Consider the following 16750-nt stretch of genomic DNA (forward strand, 5'->3'; position numbering starts at 1 on the left):
GTGCTTATCCTTGCGCACGACACCATTGCGCCGGATCACTCGGGTGACCCTGCTGACGAATAGCGAAATACAGTGCTGGTGTGTCCTGTCCGCCACTGTTACCGACAGTGGAGATGGACTCACCGGCTTTTACCACGTCACCCGCAGACTTGAGCAGCGTCTGGTTGTGACCGTAAAGACTCAAAAAACCGTTGCCGTGGTCGAGGATCACCAGCAACCCGGCGCCTCGCAACCAATCGGCAAACACCACGCGGCCACCGTGTACGGCATGCACCTGGCTGCCGGCGGAGGCGCTGATCATTACGCCGTCCCATTTGGTGCGGACATCGTCACCACGGCTTTCACCGAAGCGCGCCAGCAATCGACCATCAACCGGCCATGGAAGTTTGCCGCGGGTGGAAGCAAAGGCGCCGCCAAAGGTTTCGCCTGAACTTGAAACCAGTACGCCGGGTGTCGATTTAACGGTTTTGCGTGGGGCATCGGTGGCATCTGCTTCAGCCTGGGCCTCACGTAAACGCTTTTTTTCGGCTTCCTGCTGGGCGATCAGCGCTTTTTGCCGCGCTTCTTCTGCCTCTCGGGCCTGACGGGCCAAGGTTTCTTCAATGGTTTTAAGGACTTTAGACAGGTCCGCCTGATCCTGCTCGCGCGCCGCCAGTTTCTGATCGCGAGCCTTCACGTCATCGTTAAGCTTGGCCAGGGCTTGCTGGCGCTCCTTGCGGACCTTGTCGAGTTCGTCGCGCTGACTGTCGAGGCTGCTTTTTTGCACCAGCAATTGCGCCTGCTGCATGGCGATGTCTTTTTCGACATTGGCCAGTTGGCGCAGGGTTTCATTGAAATTCTTCAGCTGCTCCAGGCGGGCCTGGCTCAGGTAGTCGTAATAGGTGAGGGTGCGGGCGAATTTTTCCGGGTTCTGCTGGTTGAGCAGCAGCTTCAGGTACTCCTGACGGCCATTCTGATAGGCCGCGCGGGCCTGGATGGCGATCAGTCGTTGCTGTTCAATGCGCGCGCTCTGGAGTTTTTTTTTCTCGGCATCGAGTCGCTGTAGCTCGGATTCGCTTTTCTTCAGCTCTTTTTGCAGGGCTTCGACCTGCTTCTCGAGCTTGCCCATCTCGGTTTCGGTGCCCTTGAGGTCTTTCTGCACCCCGGACTTTTCTTCCTGGAGTTTACCCAGCAATTTTTTCAGCTCGGCAATGTCCTGACGCGTGGCGTCCAACTGTTGTTGGGTTTGCGTGCGCTCGTCGGCAAAGGCCGGTTGGAGCAGGCAAGTCAGGGCAAGGGCTATCAGGACGCGAAGCATAGAGGCGGGTGACACCAGGGAAAGGGACGGCCTAGTATGCCCGCCATGCGCAGCAAAAAAAATGCCCAATTGGGGTTGTGTGATAACTGGAGCTGAATCGGTATTGAAATCACCGGGAAACCAATGTGGGAGCGGGCTTGCTCGCGAAAGCGGAGTGTCAGGCAACTTTGATGTCGACTGACACTCCGCTTTCGCGAGCAAGCCCGCTCCCACAGGGTTTTACGGAGTTTGAGCGACCGGATTACACCAGAATCGAAGTCCCGGTCATTTCCACAGGTTTCTCAAGCCCCAGCAACATCAGCATGGTCGGCGCCACATCCGCCAGCACGCCGCCGTCGCGAACCTTGAAGTCGCGCTTGCCGACATAGATGAACGGCACCGGCTCAGTGGTGTGGGCAGTATGTGCCTGACCGGTGGTTTCGTCGGACATTTGCTCGACATTGCCGTGGTCGGCGGTAATCAGGGCTTCGCCGCCGACTTTTTCCAGGGCATCGACGATACGGCCGACGCACAGGTCCAGGCACTCGACCGCTTTGACTGCCGCCTCGAATACACCGCTGTGACCGACCATGTCGCCGTTGGCGTAGTTGACCACGATCACGTCGTAGCGCTGGTTTTCAATGGCATCGACGATGCGGTCGGTGACTTCCGGGGCGCTCATCTCGGGCTGCAAGTCATAGGTGGCGACTTTCGGCGACGGGATCAGGATGCGTTCTTCGCCCGGGAACGGTTCTTCGCGACCGCCAGAGAAGAAGAAGGTCACGTGGGCGTACTTCTCGGTTTCGGCGATGCGCAACTGCGTCTTGCCATTTTTCGCCAGATAATCGCCCAGCACATTTTCCAGGCTGCCCGCCGCGAAGGCCGACGGCGCGGGGATGCTGGCGGCGTATTGGGTCAGCATGACGAAACCGGCCAGTTTTGGCTGGCGAGCGCGTTCGAACTCCTTGAAATCGTCTTCGACGAACACGCGGGTCAGTTCCCGGGCACGGTCGGCGCGGAAGTTCATGAAGATCACGGCGTCGCCGTCTTCGACTTTCACGGGTTCGCCGATGGACGTGGCTTTGACAAATTCATCGCTCTCGCCACGCTCGTAAGCGGCTTGCAGACCTTCCTGCGCGGTGGCGGCGTTGAACTCGCTGGCGCCATCGACAATCAGGTTGTACGCCTGGGATACACGATCCCAACGGTTGTCGCGGTCCATGGCGTAGTAACGGCCAATGATGCTGGCGATCCGGCCTTTGCCGAGGGCCTGGAAGGTTGTGTCCAGCAGTTCGATCGACGACTGGGCACTTTTCGGCGGCGTGTCGCGGCCGTCGAGGAAGGCGTGCAGATAGATTTTTTCGGCGCCGCGCTTGTAGGCCAGTTCAGCCATGGCGATCAGATGATCCTGATGGCTGTGAACACCGCCATCGGACAGCAGGCCCATGAAATGCACGGCTTTGCCGGCAGCAACGGCTTTATCCACCGCAGCGCATATGGTCGGGTTTTCGAAGAACCCACCGTCGCGGATCGCTTTGGTCACGCGGGTGAAATCCTGATACACCACGCGACCGGCGCCGAGGTTCATGTGGCCGACTTCGGAGTTGCCCATCTGGCCGTCCGGCAAGCCGACGTCCATGCCGCTGCCCGAGATCAGGCCGTTCGGCACGGTGGCCCACAAACGGTCCAAGACAGGCTTTTTGGCCGCAAAGATGGCGTTGGATTCAGGGCTCTCACTGTGACCGAAGCCGTCGAGAATGATCAGGACCAAAGGTTTAGGCGTGGTAGTCATGGATTCCGCTCGTGGCTGAGTTAAAGAAGGCGATGGAAAAGGGAGTGGCAGTTTAAAGCGAAGTTCCAGCCGCGTCACCGCCGGACGGGGTTTGGCCCACCATAGTGGCTGTGTATACTGGCCGACATTTTAACGCCCTGGAACCTCCTTCGATGGTTGCTCACCTGATTGAATTTGCCACTAACCACTATCTGCTCGTCGGTATCTTCGTCGTACTGCTGGCGTTGCTGATCGCTTATCAGATGCAAGGCGGCGGCCGCAGCCTGAGCACCGGTGAACTGACCGGGCTGGTCAACAAGGACGCAGGCGTGATAATCGACATTCGTTCGACCAAGGATTTCACCGCTGGTCACATTGTTGGTGCGTTGAATATTCCTCACGACAAACTGACTGCTCGCGTCGGCGAACTGGAAAAGCACAAGGCCAAGACCATTATCCTGGTCGACGCCATGGGCCAGACGGCTGGCACCCACGCCCGCGAACTGATGAAGTCCGGCTTCACCGCCGCCAAGCTGTCCGGCGGTATTTCCAGCTGGAAAGCCGACAATCTGCCGTTGGTGAAGTGATATGAGCAACGTCGTCGTCTATTCCAGCGATTACTGCGGTTATTGCTCGCGAGCCAAGTACCTGCTCGAGAACAAAGGCGTAGCCTTCGAAGAGATCAAGGTCGATGGCAAGCCGCAGGTGCGTGCCGCGATGGCTCAGAAGGCCGGGCGTACGTCCGTGCCGCAGATCTGGATCGGTGAGCGCCACATTGGCGGCTGTGATGATTTGTTTGCCCTTGAGCGCGCCGGTAAGCTCGACGAACTGCTCAAGGCCTGACTGCCTTACTTGAAATAGCCAACCCTACAAGACCCGAGATCAGAAAGGATCTGAGATGACTGACCAACAGAACACTGCAGCTAGCGAAGAAGAAACCGCACCGCAATTCTCCTTGCAGCGCATCTACGTACGCGATTTGTCCTTCGAAGCCCCGAAAAGCCCGGCGATCTTTCGCCAGCAGTGGGAGCCGAGCGTCGGTCTGGATCTGAACACCCGTCAGAAGGCTCTGGAAGGCGACTTCCACGAAGTCGTGCTGACCCTGTCGGTCACCGTGAAAAACGGTGAAGAAGTGGCATTCATCGCTGAAGTGCAACAGGCCGGGATCTTCCTGATCAAGAACCTGGATGACGCTTCGATGAGCCACACGCTCGGCGCGTTCTGCCCGAACATCCTGTTCCCGTACGCTCGCGAAACCCTGGACAGCCTGGTGACCCGCGGTTCGTTCCCGGCCCTGATGCTGGCCCCGGTGAACTTCGACGCGCTGTACGCACAAGAGCTGCAACGCATGCAGGCGGCGGGCGACGCTCCGACCGTTCAGTAAACATTCGATGCAGTAACGAAAAAAGCGCCGTAACAGGCGCTTTTTTCATGGGCGGGAGATGATCGTTCCCACGCTCTGCGTGGGAATGCAGTCCGTGACGCTCCGCGTCACATCGGTGCCAGGCCCGACGCCAGCGGTGCTGCTGGAACGCGGAGCGTCCCTTGAGGCATTCCCACGCAGAGCGTGGGAACGATCAGTCGGGGGGCTACTTGAACCCGAGCTGGCGCCAGCCTTCATACACCGCGACGGCCACGGTGTTGGACAGGTTCAGGCTGCGACAGCCTTCGCGCATGGGCAGGCGCAGGCGTTGTTCACTGGGCAGGGCGTCGAGCACTTCGGCCGGCAAACCGCGGCTTTCCGGCCCGAACAGGAAGGCATCGCCCTCGGCGAAACTGGCCTCGTGAAATGGCCGCGAGCCCTTGGTGGTAAAGGCGAACAGCCGAGGATGGCCGAGGCTTTCCAGACAGCTGGCGAGATCTGCATGACGTTGCAGGGTGGCATACTCGTGGTAATCGAGACCGGCCCGGCGCAGACGCTTGTCATCCATCTCGAAGCCCAGCGGTTCGATCAAATGCAGGTGGCAGCCACTGTTGGCGCACAGCCTGATAACGTTGCCGGTATTCGGCGGAATTTCTGGTTGGAAAAGGATGACGTGAAACATGCACGGCTCCGAAGATAAAGATGACGGGCATTCTACGCCGCCAAAGGATCCTCGTTCGAAACTATTCCCGCGGGTGATGGCTTCGCTGGCGATTGTCGGGGTGATGGTGGGCCTGATGATCGGTCGCCTGACAACGCCCGACCCCAGCGTTTTGCAGCAAGTCGAGGTGACGAACGATGGGCTGGTGGTGTGGTTCAACAACGAACCCAAAACCCACGGCGAACTGGTCGACGGCAGCGTGGCGCTGTTGTTCGAGGCGCAAGGCAAAGCGCAGAAAGGTCAGCTCAAGCTCAACGGCAAGGACGTGAACTGGCGAACGCGGTTGAGTGATGGCGGATTGTTACTGACGCTGGTGGCTGCCCGGCCGCTGCAGGGCGAGTGGGCCGGTAGCGAGGTCGATGACCGCTGGCGGCTGGAGATCCATCTCCGAGAGCAATAAAAGAGGGAATCCCCGGCCTGCCTGTACCAAGGTTCCCAAAACGGGAGGGCTCGCGCATTGCGGCGTGAGCCCGGTGTAAAGAAGGAATCCCCGGCCTGCCTGTACCAAGGACCCCAAAACTGGATGGGCTCGTCGCAGTTGCGGTATGAGCCCGGTGTAAAGAGGGGAATCCCCGGCCTGCCTGTACCAAGGTCCCCGAAACTGGGTAGTGAATCGAATCACTGATTGGACTAATGCAGGGGGCGTGCCAGTTTTTAATATGTTGCAACAGAAAGCCGATGAGCAGCGCTGAAAGCCCCGTAATCCGGGGCTTTTGTGTTTTTTCGATAGAGGTTCGATTGCGAGCGCAGGCGGGATTTCGGATCTGTTGCCGTGCGCGATTGCAGTTCACGGTGCATTGCGGCGGTGCACGCGGGGGCGATGATCGTTCCCACGCTCTGCGTGGGAACGCAGCCCGGGACGCTCCGCGTCCCTGCCGAAGCGGACGCAGAGCGTCCATTGAGGCATTCCCACGCAGAGCATGGGAACGATCAGGCGAAGGGACTAACCCTCATCCCCCTCATCATCATCCCCACTATCAACCTTCATCCCCAATTCCTTGATCTTACGCGTCAGGGTATTACGCCCCCAGCCCAGCAACACGGCGGCATCGCGGCGGCGGCCGGCGGTGTGTTTGAGGGCGGTTTCGATCATGATCCGCTCGAAACTTGGCACGGCGCTGTCGAGCAGGCTTGACTGGCCGCGAGCCAGCGCCTGATCAGCCCACTGGCGCAGCGCTTGCTCCCAGTTGGTCACCGGCGCCGAATCCTGCGGCAGGCTCAGCAGCTCCGGCGGCAGATCGCTGATATGCACTTCGCGACCCGAAGCCATCACCGTGATCCAGCGGCAAGTGTTCTCCAGCTGACGCACGTTGCCTGGCCACGGCAGGTTCTTCAGGTATTCCTCGGTTTCGCTTTTCAGCAGCTTGGGTTCCACTGCCAGTTCTTGCGCGGCGCGGCCCAGGAAGTGCTTGGCCAGGGTCGGGATGTCTTCGCGACGGTCCGACATCCGTGGAATGTGGATGCGAATCACGTTGAGGCGGTGAAACAAGTCCTCACGGAATTTTCCGGCATGCACCAGGGTTTCCAGATTCTGGTGCGTCGCGGCGATGATTCGCACATCGACCTTCACCGGCACATGGCCGCCGACACGGTAGAACTCGCCGTCTGCCAATACCCGCAGCAAACGAGTCTGAGTGTCCGCCGGCATGTCACCGATTTCATCGAGGAACAGCGTGCCGCCATCAGCCTGCTCAAAACGCCCGCGACGCAGGTTGGCCGCGCCGGTGAATGCGCCTTTTTCATGGCCGAACAGTTCGGACTCCATCAGGTCCTTGGGGATCGCCGCCATGTTCAGCGCAATGAACGGCGAGGCCGCCCGTGGGCTGTGACGGTGCAGGGCGTGGGCAACCAGTTCTTTACCGGTACCGGATTCGCCATTGATCAGCACGGTGATGTTGGAGTGGCTCAAGCGCCCGATAGCGCGAAACACTTCCTGCATCGCCGGCGCTTCGCCGATGATTTCCGGGGTGCGGGTCAGGGCGACCGGGACTTCCAGGCCTTGCTGTTCCTGAGCGTGTTGGTTGGCACGTTTGACCAGCGACACCGCTTCGTCGACATCGAACGGCTTGGGCAGGTATTCGAATGCGCCGCCCTGATAGGACGCGACAGCGCTGTCCAGGTCGGAGTGCGCGGTCATGATGATCACCGGCAGCCGTGGGTGTTGTTCGCGAATCCGTGCCAGAAGGTCCAGACCGCTGGCGCCCGGCATGCGGATGTCGGAGATGATCACGTCCGGCTGCTGGCGCGCCAGGCGGCTCATCACGCCATCGGCGCTGTCGAAGCTTTGCGTGGTCATGCCTTCCTGCTGCAAGGCTTTTTCCAGGACCCAACGGATAGAACGGTCGTCATCGACGATCCACACGGTTTCACTACGGCTCATGTCGATGTGGCTCCTTGTTCCAGTGGCAGAAAGATCGAGAAGGTGGTGTGGCCTGGATGGCTGTCACATTCGATCAGGCCCTGGTGCTGGCTGATGATGTTCTGGGTAATGGCCAGGCCGAGCCCGGTACCGTCCGGGCGGCCGCTGACCATGGGGAAGAAGATGGTTTCCTGCAACTCGGCGGGAATGCCCGGGCCGTTGTCGATGATTTCGATCTTGGTCACCAGGCGATGGCGCACGTGGCCGATGGTGAATTGGCGCATGGCGCGGGTACGTAAGCTGATGCGGCCAAGGCGCAGTTCGTTCTGACTGCTGATGGCCTGCATCGCGTTGCGTACGATGTTCAGCACGGCTTGAATCATCTGTTCGCGATCAATCAAGACATCCGGAATGCTTGGATCGTAGTCGCGCACCAAAGTGATGCATCCCTGACTTTCGGCCTCTACCAACTGACCCACGCGTTCCAACACTTCATGGACGTTGCACATGGCCAATGACGGCAATTTGTTGGAGCCGAGCATGCGATCCACCAGATTGCGCAGGCGATCGGCTTCTTCAATGATGACGTTGGTGTAATCGCGCAGGCTTTCTTCCGGCAATTCACGGGCGAGCAGCTGAGCCGCGCCACGAATCCCGCCCAGCGGGTTTTTGATCTCGTGGGCGAGGCCGCGTACCAGCATCTTGCTGGTTTCCTGTTTCGACAGTTGCGCCTCTTCCTTGGTGATCCGCAGCAAGCGGTCACGCGGGTGAACCTCCAGCAGCAGCAGCGTAGCGCCATTGCTCAGGATCGGTGTCACGGCGTAGTCGACGGTCAGGGTCTGGCCGGTGAGGGCGGTGAGCATCGCTTCACGTTTGGTGAACGGATGCGCCTGCTCGACCGCCTGACGCAGGGAATTCAGCGCTTCGGTGGACTCGGTGAACAATTCGCTGATGAACTGCCCATGGCTTCGCTGACCGCTGATGGCCAGCAGCATCTCCGCCGCCGGGTTCATGTACTCAAGGCGCAGTTCGGCGTCGAGCAGAATGGTGGCGGTGGTCAGGTTGTCGAGTAGCAAGCGGTGCAGTGCGTCGCTAATGGTCATCAGGACCTCTTTTGGAGCAGGGCATGCGCGTGAATAACGCGCCGATACGGGGAAAATGCAAAAACCAAACCAAGGCTCCGAAAAGAAGCGTTTAGAGCGTGAAACAGGCGTTTGACGCTCTTTTGCGTGGCGTTCTGCCAGCTTTTACGGGTACTTTCGAACCAAAATGGGTTGGGATATGAGTATTGTGCACTCGGTTGCACCAATATGGTGCGCAAACCTGAACTGTAGGAGCGAAGCTTGCTCGCGAAGACGGCAGGACAGCCAACATTGATGTCGCCTGATACACCGCTTTCGCGAGCAAGCTCGCTCCTACAGGGTTGCGCTTGACTGACGGGCATTAGCGCCAGAAGCTTTTTTCTTCTTCAGGTTTATCTTTGAGCGGGCATTCCGGCCGTTGGCCGTAGTCGGTGAGGGCGCAGGGTTTGACCTGGCGTTTTTGTGCGAGGGAAATGCGCTGCATGTGGAAGGGTTGATTGGCCGTGCGTTCAACGGTGCGGCCGTGTTCGTCGAGGATTTCCACCGATAAGTGATGGCTGCCGCGATCGATATTACTCAGGGCGAACACCGGGCTCGGACCGGGCTCGGCGGTGGGCTGGCCATCCAGCAGCAGACGATACCGATGGCCCTGTTGCAGGCCGGGTTCGCTGGTAACGCTGACGATCAATTCACCAGCAGTGCTACGGATCGTGGCATCCGGGTCCGGCACCAGCACACGAAGCATGTCGTAATGAAACAATGGTTTGGCTTTTGTGTCCGTGACTGGCGCGGCGCCATTCGGGTTGGCCGACATTCGATTGCTGGTCGCCAGTGGCACACGCTTGGCGTTACGAGTGCCCGGCTGATCGGTAAAGACCCGATTGCCTTGGGCGTCGATATAGGTAAAAACCTCGGCCATTGCCGGCAGGCAGATCAGGCAAGCGACCAACAGCCAGAACTTCAAGGCTTATGCACCCGTTGTACGGTGAAAGTCACGGTGGGGCTCTGCTGCACGACATTTTGCCCATCGATTACCTGCACCGCGAGGCGGTGTTCGCCACGGTCGATGTTCACCAGTTGCAGAATCGGTACGTTGCTCGGTTGGCCGTAGGGTTGATCGTCCAGTAACAGCCTCAATTGATGGGGGCCTTGCAGGCGCGGCTGGATCAATACGCCAACAGTGAACGTGCCGTTGTTGGCGCGCAAGGCTTCTTCGGTGGGCAGACCGGTCAACTCCAGCACCTGATAGGCGCTGTTGGGCTGTTCACGGCGACTGGATTGCGCAGGCGCTACTGGCTCGCTCGGTGGTTGAAGCTCGACGCTATTGAGCGGTGGCAACTCCACGGGTTGAGCTTTTACGCCATAAGGCGGTTGATTGCTGTACGCGGTGTTGCCGTTGGCGTCGGTGTACTTGTAGATCTGCGCGGCGGCGGGCAGGGCGATCAGCACAAGCAGGCATAACAACAATGAGCGCATCGCAGGCTTCCATTGGCCGTTGGGCAAGTGTCCGGCCCAATTCCGTTCATGGCGACTAAGCGCTGAGCATAGAGCACTTCAGCGCACATCGGCAGGTCGGCTCAGCGGCTGGCGCTGCACAACTCAGCGGTGGCACGTACCTGGGCAAGCTCGCGCAATGGCGCTTGGGCGCCGGTTTTATTGGCCTTGGCCAGCCAGGCCGGGCACTGAGGGTCGTTGCGATAAGAGCTGAAATCGGCCAGTTGTTGCAGCAGGCGTTTTTGTAACCGATCAAGTTGTGGGCGGATCTGTCCGACGAGATCGGGGCGAGGATCGTTGGGCGCCTTGCCTTGCGCATGCCAGTCAGACAGGTGCGCGTATTGCACCAGTTTGTTGGCCTCGATCTGCGCCGAGAAGAACTGTTCGACGGTTTCGTTGCTCAATTTATAAGCAGGTGCCAGGGCGACGGCGCCGGCAATGACTTCGCGCTCGCGCTGACGGTCTTCGACCGGTTTGCCGCTGTCCCATTTGCTCAGCGCGACCTGATCGGCAATTGCCAGGCGTTCTTCGATGGTGCCAAGCAGCGGGGCCAGGGCGGCAGGTGCCGGGCTGGCAAAAGCGCTGTTGGTCAGCAGGGCGGTGAGCAGGGCAAGGCATGGGCGTAGGCGCATGGGGCATCTCGTCTTTATCGGATGAAGGCCATGATGCACGCAACCGAGCACCCGATGACAGGCGGTCGCCCATAAAAAAGGCCTCCCGAAGGAGGCCTTTTTTTGTCACGCCGCGTGTTGCAGCGCTACCGGATCAGCAGCTGTAGTACAGCTCATATTCCAGTGGGTGTACGAAGGTACGAACCTTGATTTCTTCTTCGCTTTTCAGGGCGATGTAAGCGTCGATGAAGTCGTCGCTGAAAACGCCGCCTTTGGTCAGGAACGCACGACCTTTGTCCAGCTCTTCCAGGGCTTCTTTCAGGCTGCCGCAAACTTGTGGGATCTCTTTCGCCTCTTCAGGCGGCAGGTCGTACAGGTTTTTGTCAGCAGCGTCGCCTGGGTGGATCTTGTTCTGGATGCCGTCCAGGCCAGCCATCAACAGTGCAGCGAAGCCCAGGTACGGGTTAGCTGCCGGATCCGGGAAGCGAGCTTCGATACGGCGAGCGCGAGGGCTGGACACGTAAGGAATACGGATCGAAGCCGAACGGTTACGAGCCGAGTAGGCCAGCATCACGGGTGCTTCGAAACCTGGGACCAGACGCTTGTAGGAGTTGGTCGACGGGTTGGTGAAGCCGTTCAGCGCCTTACCGTGCTTGATGATGCCGCCGATGAAGTACAGAGCGGTATCGGACAGGCCGGCATAGCCTTCGCCAGCGAAGGTGTTCTTGCCATCTTTGGCGATGGACAGGTGAACGTGCATGCCCGAACCGTTGTCGCCGTACAGAGGCTTAGGCATGAAGGTCGCGGTGCGGCCGTAGGCGTCAGCAACGTTGTGTACGCAGTACTTCAGGGTTTGAACTTCGTCAGCCTTGGCAACCAGGGTGTTGAACTTCACGCCGATTTCGTTTTGGCCGGCAGTCGCCACTTCGTGGTGGTGAACTTCGATGACCAGGCCCATTTCTTCCATGGCGTTGCACATGGAGGTACGGATTTCGTGGTCGTGGTCGAACGGCGGAACCGGGAAGTAGCCGCCTTTGACGCCTGGACGGTGGCCTTTGTTGCCGCCTTCCACGTCCTGGTCGGACATCCACGAACCTTGTTCGGAGAAGATTTTGAACATGGAGCCGGAGATGTCGGACTTGAACTTCACTTCGTCGAAGATGAAGAATTCAGGCTCTGGACCCACGAATACGGTGTCGCCGATACCGGTCGACTTCAGGTATTCCTCGGCACGCTTGGCGATCGCACGTGGGTCACGGTCGTAGCCTTGCATGGTCGAAGGCTCGATCACGTCGCAAACCAGGATCAGGGTCGGCTCTTCGGTGAACGGGTCGAGAACGGCAGTGCTGTCGTCCGGCATCAGGATCATGTCGGAGGCTTCGATGCCTTTCCAGCCAGCGATGGAGGAACCGTCGAACATTTTGCCTTCTTCGAAGAAAGCTTCATCCAGCCCATCGCGAGCCGGCATGGTCACGTGGTGCTGAGTGCCTTTGGTGTCCGTGAAGCGCAGATCAATCCACTTGACGTCATGATCTTTGATGAGTTGAACCGACTTCGACATAGTGTCCTCTCCGGGTGGCTTAGGGCTAGTAGGTGGATGCCCTTAAATGTGGGTGATGCCGGCGCGAATACTCTGCCAAGGCAACCTGCCTCACAAGGGAGCAAATTGCATGCCAGTGCCCCACCATGGGTTTTTTGCCCCAATATCACGCTTATAAAGCTGTAGTGCCTCGAAAAGCGCAAAACATTGCCCTGTAATGTAGCGTCGAAATCTATAAATGACCTGTTTTGGTGCGTGTAAAACCTTCTCTACATTAACTGGTTAAACCTTGAGCAATTTCCGCTATAATCCGCGCCCCCCTTTTTCGGCTGGCCCAGCGCGCGCTGTTTTCATGAAACTAATCGTAAAAGTCTTCCCCGAGATCACCATCAAGAGCCGCCCGGTACGGATGCGTTTCATCCGCCAGTTGGCCAAAAACATCCGTACCGTGCTCCGCGATCTGGACCCGGCCGTGGTGGTGAACGGTGTGTGGGACAATCTCGAGCTGGAAACCCGCGTCAGCGATCCGAAAGCCCTGGCGGAGATGACCGAGCGCCTGAGCTGCATGCCGGGCATTGCGCATTTCCTGCAGGTCGATGAATACCCGTTGGGCGACTTCGACGACATCGTCGCCAAGTGCAAACAGCATTTCGGTGATGCGTTGGCCGGGAAGATTTTTTCGGTGCGCTGCAAGCGTGCCGGCAAGCACGAATTCAGCTCCATGGATGTCGAGAAATACGTCGGCAGCCAACTGCGTCGTCAGTGCGGCGCCGCCGGAATCTCGCTCAAAGAGCCGGAAATCGAAGTTCGCATCGAAATTCGCGACAAACGGTTGTTCGTGATCCATAGCCAGCACAACAGCATCGGCGGTTATCCGCTGGGTGCCCTGGAACAGACGCTTGTACTGATGTCCGGCGGCTTCGACTCCACTGTCGCCGCCTACCAGATCATGCGCCGCGGGCTGATGAGCCATTTCTGCTTCTTCAATCTGGGCGGACGTGCCCACGAACTGGGCGTCATGGAAGTCGCGCACTTCATCTGGAAGAAGTACGGCAGCTCCCAACGCGTGTTATTTGTCAGTGTGCCGTTCGAGGAAGTACTGGGAGAAATTCTCGGTAAAGTCGATAACAGTCATATGGGTGTAGTTTTGAAGCGTATGATGTTGCGCGCTGCTTCCCGTATTGCCGATCGGCTGGACATCGAAGCGCTGGTCACCGGCGAAGCGATTTCCCAGGTGTCGAGCCAGACGTTGCCGAACCTGTCCGTGATCGACTGCGTGACCGATAAGCTGGTCTTGCGTCCGCTGATCGCCAGTCACAAGCAGGACATCATCGACCTGGCCAACGAAATCGGCACTGCCGACTTCGCCAAGCACATGCCGGAGTACTGCGGGGTCATCTCGGTGAACCCCAAGACTCACGCCAAGCGCCATCGCGTGGAGCATGAAGAGAAAGAATTCGATATGGCGGTACTCGAGCGTGCGCTCGAGAACGCCAAACTGGTGCCGATCGATCGCGTGATCGACGAATTGGGCCAGGACTTGCAGATTGAAGAAGTCAGCGAAGCGCTGGCGGGGCAAATCGTCATCGACATCCGTCATCCTGATGCCGCTGAAGACGACCCGCTTACGCTTTCTGGCATCGAGGTACAAACGATGCCGTTTTATGCACTGAACGCTCGTTTCAAGGAACTGGACCCTACTCGCCAGTACCTGCTCTATTGCGACAAAGGCGTGATGAGTCGCCTGCATGCCCACCATTTGCTCAGTGAGGGGCATGCCAATGTGCGCGTTTATCGACCGAGCTAAGTGCCCGGGGCTGTTTGCCTGTGGCCTGCGTCACCGGCCCCCCGACGCCGCCGTCAAGCTGTAACGGCTTTACGGACGCAACGTTAATCGCTGCCAAGACTTGTCAGCACACCGAATCCTCTGATCGAGATACACAAGTGATCGAAAATCTACGCAACATCGCCATCATTGCTCACGTTGACCATGGTAAAACCACCCTGGTAGACAAACTCTTGCGTCAATCCGGCACCCTGGAGCGCAACGAGCTCAACGACGAGCGCGTGATGGACTCCAACGACCAGGAGAAAGAACGCGGTATTACCATTCTGGCGAAAAACACCGCCATCAACTGGAACGGCTACCACATCAACATCGTGGATACCCCGGGCCACGCCGACTTCGGCGGCGAAGTTGAACGCGTAATGTCGATGGTTGACTCCGTTCTGCTGCTGGTTGACGCTCAAGACGGCCCTATGCCGCAAACCCGTTTCGTGACCAAGAAGGCTTTCGAAGCCGGCCTGCGTCCAATCGTGGTCATCAACAAGGTTGACCGTCCAGGCGCGCGTCCGGACTGGGTTCTGGACCAGATCTTCGACCTGTTCGACAACCTGGGTGCCACCGAAGAACAGCTGGACTTCAAAGTCGTCTACGCCTCCGCCCTGAACGGTATTGCTGGTCTTGACCACACCGCCATGGCTGAAGACATGACTCCGCTGTACCAGTCGATCATCGACGACGTACCCGCACCGAAAGTCGACCGTGACGGTCCGTTCCAGATGCAAATCTCCGCTCTGGACTACAACAGCTTCCTGGGTGTTATCGGCGTTGGCCGTATCGCTCGTGGTCGCATCAAGCCGAACACTCCGGTTGTCGCTATCGACGCCGACGGCAAGAAGCGCAACGGTCGTATCCTGAAGCTGATGGGTCACCACGGTCTGCACCGTATCGACGTTGAAGAAGCAGCTGCCGGCGACATCGTCTGCATCAGCGGCTTCGAACAACTGTTCATCTCCGACACCCTGTGCGACCCGACCGCTGTTGAAGCGATGAAGCCGTTGACCGTCGACGAGCCAACCGTTTCCATGACCTTCCAGGTAAACGACTCGCCTTTCTGCGGTAAAGAAGGCAAGTTCGTGACCAGCCGTAACATCAAGGAACGTCTGGACAAGGAACTGCTCTACAACGTTGCTCTGCGCGTTGAAGAAGGCGACTCGGCTGACAAGTTCAAAGTTTCCGGCCGTGGTGAGCTGCACCTCTCGGTACTGATCGAAACCATGCGTCGCGAAGGCTTCGAAATGGGTGTTGGTCGTCCGGAAGTGATCATCCGTATGGTTGATGGCGTCAAGCACGAACCGTACGAAAACGTGACCATCGACCTGCCGGAAGAATCCCAGGGCGCGATCATGGAGCAAATGGGTCTGCGTAAAGGCGACCTGACCAACATGGTTCCGGATGGCAAGGGCCGTGTGCGCCTTGAGTACAACATCCCGGCACGTGGCCTGATCGGTTTCCGTAACGAGTTCCTGACCCTCACTTCCGGTGGCGGCATCCTGACCTCGATCTTCGACCGTTACGACGTGATGAAGTCCGGCGACATGTCCGGCCGTCAGAATGGTGTACTGGTGTCGGTAGCGACCGGTAAGGCACTGACTTACTCGCTGGAAACCCTGCAGGCGCGTGGCAAGCTGTTCGTAGAACACGGCCAGGACATCTATGAAGGTCAAATCGTTGGTCTGAACAGCCGCGACAACGACCTGGGTGTTAACCCGACTAAAGGCAAGAAGCTCGACAACATGCGTGCTTCGGGTAAAGACGAAACCATCGCTCTGGTTCCGCCTGTCAAGTTCACTCTGGAGCAAGCTCTGGAGTTCGTACAGGAAGACGAGCTGTGTGAAGTCACTCCTAAGTCCATCCGTCTTCGCAAGAAGATCCTGGGCGAAAGCGAGCGTACCCGCGCTGCGAAGAAGTCCGGTAACTAAGTCATTTAGTTAGCTGGCCAAAAAAACGCCCCCGACCGCAAGGTCGGGGGCGTTTTTTTGTCTGGGGTTTGATGATCGTTCCCACGCTCTGCGTGGGAATGCCTCAATGGACGCTCTGCGTCCGCTTTGGGACGCGGAGCGTCCCGGGCTGCATTCCCACGCGGGAGCGTGGGAACGATCATGGTAGGGTTAAAACTTCTCGAGGGTGCGACGGCTATTGCTGCTCTCACGCACCACTTCTTTAGGCTTGTACGCGCAATACCCCGGCCGCGGTCCGATTTTCGGGTGGTTGCGGCAGGTGTCCGGGCGCTTATCATAAATAGTGCACAGACGGCTCTTACGATCCAGGTACAGGCAATCGTTGTTGCTCATGCGCTGAAGGGTGAAGATCTCGGACTTCTGGTTATAGCGCTCGACGATCCCTTCCTTTTGCAAACGCTTGGCGATGTTCTTCGGCGGGTCGCCACGCTCGAATTCGTCGACAATGCCGATACGGATCAGATCCTTGATCTTGACCTCCACCGGCAAGGTGCAGCAGCTGGACACGCAGGAACCGCACATTGGGGCAGAGTACTTGGCCCAGGTATCGAGGCGATCGATTTCCGCGGCGGCGATCAGGTTGGGCTTCATCATCGGTTGTTACCAGCGTGTGCATCAGGGCGCGCGATGATACCGGGACTGGTGGATTTTTGAACAACCTTTCGCCAGATTTTTTTGCTTGGCGCAAAATAGTCCTTGTGTCCGGCACGACCCCTGCATTGTTTCAGG

General features: G+C 58.5%; 16 protein-coding genes. 6 read left to right on the top strand and 10 right to left on the bottom strand.

All coding sequences use genetic code 11. The features are described 5' to 3' along the window. Nucleotides 1–4: 4 nt before the first annotated feature. Together MEB48_RS08410 and gpmI are read right to left on the bottom strand one after the other, a co-directional pair. Complete coding sequence (locus tag MEB48_RS08410) at nucleotides 5–1297, bottom strand: murein hydrolase activator EnvC family protein (protein ID WP_237883611.1); 1293 nt, start codon at nucleotides 1295–1297, stop codon at nucleotides 5–7. 241 nt (nucleotides 1298–1538) lie between these two features. Beyond that, nucleotides 1539–3068: a 2,3-bisphosphoglycerate-independent phosphoglycerate mutase gene (gene gpmI / locus MEB48_RS08415; RefSeq protein WP_237883613.1), complete on the bottom strand. Its 1530-nt coding sequence runs from the start codon at nucleotides 3066–3068 to the stop codon at nucleotides 1539–1541. A 152-nt stretch (nucleotides 3069–3220) separates the two neighbouring features. Here gpmI and MEB48_RS08420 point away from each other — a divergent pair, with 152 nt between their 5' ends. From MEB48_RS08420 to secB, 3 genes are read left to right on the top strand one after another with little or no spacing between them, the layout of a single operon-like run. Next, nucleotides 3221–3634 carry a rhodanese-like domain-containing protein gene (locus tag MEB48_RS08420; RefSeq protein ID WP_237883615.1) on the top strand — a complete coding sequence of 138 codons (414 nt, stop codon included), beginning with the start codon at nucleotides 3221–3223 and terminating at the stop codon, nucleotides 3632–3634. A 1-nt stretch (nucleotide 3635) separates the two neighbouring features. After that, entirely contained in the window at nucleotides 3636–3890 is a 255-nt protein-coding gene (grxC, locus tag MEB48_RS08425; protein ID WP_237883618.1) for a glutaredoxin 3, read from the top strand. A 55-nt stretch (nucleotides 3891–3945) separates the two neighbouring features. Then, a complete protein-coding gene (secB, locus tag MEB48_RS08430; protein ID WP_237883620.1) occupies nucleotides 3946–4431 on the top strand; it encodes a protein-export chaperone SecB in 486 nt (161 codons plus the stop codon). 205 nt (nucleotides 4432–4636) lie between these two features. Here the strand turns inward: secB and MEB48_RS08435 are convergent, their stop codons facing one another. Next, complete coding sequence (locus MEB48_RS08435) at nucleotides 4637–5092, bottom strand: tRNA (cytidine(34)-2'-O)-methyltransferase (protein WP_095052739.1); 456 nt, start codon at nucleotides 5090–5092, stop codon at nucleotides 4637–4639. Here MEB48_RS08435 and MEB48_RS08440 point away from each other — a divergent pair. Beyond that, nucleotides 5091–5531: a hypothetical protein gene (locus MEB48_RS08440; protein WP_237883622.1), complete on the top strand. Its 441-nt coding sequence runs from the start codon at nucleotides 5091–5093 to the stop codon at nucleotides 5529–5531. The genes MEB48_RS08435 and MEB48_RS08440 overlap by 2 nt on opposite strands. Nucleotides 5532–6074: 543 nt before the next feature. Here MEB48_RS08440 and ntrC read toward each other — a convergent pair. The 6 genes from ntrC to glnA all read right to left on the bottom strand — a co-directional run bounded on the left by ntrC (nucleotide 6075) and on the right by glnA (nucleotide 12238). Beyond that, nucleotides 6075–7511, bottom strand: a complete 1437-nt coding sequence (ntrC, locus tag MEB48_RS08445) for a nitrogen regulation protein NR(I) (protein ID WP_030129274.1) — start codon at nucleotides 7509–7511, stop codon at nucleotides 6075–6077. Continuing rightward, entirely contained in the window at nucleotides 7508–8593 is a 1086-nt protein-coding gene (gene glnL / locus MEB48_RS08450) for a nitrogen regulation protein NR(II) (protein ID WP_038978561.1), read from the bottom strand. The genes ntrC and glnL overlap by 4 nt, the downstream gene beginning before the upstream one ends. Before the next feature lie 340 nt (nucleotides 8594–8933). Then, nucleotides 8934–9536, bottom strand: a complete 603-nt coding sequence (locus MEB48_RS08455) for a DUF4124 domain-containing protein (protein ID WP_237883624.1) — start codon at nucleotides 9534–9536, stop codon at nucleotides 8934–8936. Further along, nucleotides 9533–10048: a DUF4124 domain-containing protein gene (locus MEB48_RS08460; protein WP_237883626.1), complete on the bottom strand. Its 516-nt coding sequence runs from the start codon at nucleotides 10046–10048 to the stop codon at nucleotides 9533–9535. The genes MEB48_RS08455 and MEB48_RS08460 overlap by 4 nt, the downstream gene beginning before the upstream one ends. Nucleotides 10049–10149: 101 nt before the next feature. Then, on the bottom strand, nucleotides 10150–10698 hold the full coding sequence (locus MEB48_RS08465) for a chorismate mutase (RefSeq protein ID WP_237883628.1): 549 nt from the start codon (nucleotides 10696–10698) through the stop codon (nucleotides 10150–10152). A 133-nt stretch (nucleotides 10699–10831) separates the two neighbouring features. Next, nucleotides 10832–12238: a glutamate--ammonia ligase gene (gene glnA, locus MEB48_RS08470; protein WP_007907861.1), complete on the bottom strand. Its 1407-nt coding sequence runs from the start codon at nucleotides 12236–12238 to the stop codon at nucleotides 10832–10834. 331 nt (nucleotides 12239–12569) lie between these two features. Here glnA and thiI point away from each other — a divergent pair, with 331 nt between their 5' ends. Both thiI and typA read left to right on the top strand, forming a co-directional pair. Further along, nucleotides 12570–14024 (top strand): tRNA uracil 4-sulfurtransferase ThiI, encoded by a 1455-nt coding sequence (thiI, locus tag MEB48_RS08475; RefSeq protein WP_237883631.1) that lies wholly within the window; start codon nucleotides 12570–12572, stop codon nucleotides 14022–14024. 137 nt (nucleotides 14025–14161) lie between these two features. Then, nucleotides 14162–15982, top strand: coding sequence for a translational GTPase TypA (gene typA, locus MEB48_RS08480; protein WP_237883633.1), 1821 nt, complete (start codon nucleotides 14162–14164; stop codon nucleotides 15980–15982). Nucleotides 15983–16171: 189 nt separating this feature from the next. On the opposite strand, the gene MEB48_RS08485 is transcribed toward typA, so the two are convergent. Continuing rightward, on the bottom strand, nucleotides 16172–16612 hold the full coding sequence (locus MEB48_RS08485; RefSeq protein WP_237883772.1) for a YkgJ family cysteine cluster protein: 441 nt from the start codon (nucleotides 16610–16612) through the stop codon (nucleotides 16172–16174). Nucleotides 16613–16750 lie beyond the last annotated feature (138 nt).

The organism is Pseudomonas sp. PGPR40, assembly GCF_022014505.1.
Classification (GTDB): domain Bacteria; phylum Pseudomonadota; class Gammaproteobacteria; order Pseudomonadales; family Pseudomonadaceae; genus Aquipseudomonas.

Excerpts from the sequence above, each read along its gene's own strand:
- MEB48_RS08410 (WP_237883611.1), bottom strand. The coding sequence starts at position 1,297 with ATGCTTCGCGTCCTGATAGCCCTTGCCCTGACTTGCCTGCTCCAACCG.
- gpmI (WP_237883613.1), bottom strand. The coding sequence starts at position 3,068 with ATGACTACCACGCCTAAACCTTTGGTCCTGATCATTCTCGACGGCTTC.
- MEB48_RS08420 (WP_237883615.1), top strand. The coding sequence starts at position 3,221 with ATGGTTGCTCACCTGATTGAATTTGCCACTAACCACTATCTGCTCGTC.
- grxC (WP_237883618.1), top strand. The coding sequence starts at position 3,636 with ATGAGCAACGTCGTCGTCTATTCCAGCGATTACTGCGGTTATTGCTCG.
- secB (WP_237883620.1), top strand. The coding sequence starts at position 3,946 with ATGACTGACCAACAGAACACTGCAGCTAGCGAAGAAGAAACCGCACCG.
- MEB48_RS08440 (WP_237883622.1), top strand. The coding sequence starts at position 5,091 with ATGCACGGCTCCGAAGATAAAGATGACGGGCATTCTACGCCGCCAAAG.
- MEB48_RS08435 (WP_095052739.1), bottom strand. The coding sequence starts at position 5,092 with ATGTTTCACGTCATCCTTTTCCAACCAGAAATTCCGCCGAATACCGGC.
- ntrC (WP_030129274.1), bottom strand. The coding sequence starts at position 7,511 with ATGAGCCGTAGTGAAACCGTGTGGATCGTCGATGACGACCGTTCTATC.
- glnL (WP_038978561.1), bottom strand. The coding sequence starts at position 8,593 with ATGACCATTAGCGACGCACTGCACCGCTTGCTACTCGACAACCTGACC.
- MEB48_RS08460 (WP_237883626.1), bottom strand. The coding sequence starts at position 10,048 with ATGCGCTCATTGTTGTTATGCCTGCTTGTGCTGATCGCCCTGCCCGCC.
- MEB48_RS08465 (WP_237883628.1), bottom strand. The coding sequence starts at position 10,698 with ATGCGCCTACGCCCATGCCTTGCCCTGCTCACCGCCCTGCTGACCAAC.
- glnA (WP_007907861.1), bottom strand. The coding sequence starts at position 12,238 with ATGTCGAAGTCGGTTCAACTCATCAAAGATCATGACGTCAAGTGGATT.
- thiI (WP_237883631.1), top strand. The coding sequence starts at position 12,570 with ATGAAACTAATCGTAAAAGTCTTCCCCGAGATCACCATCAAGAGCCGC.
- MEB48_RS08485 (WP_237883772.1), bottom strand. The coding sequence starts at position 16,612 with ATGAAGCCCAACCTGATCGCCGCCGCGGAAATCGATCGCCTCGATACC.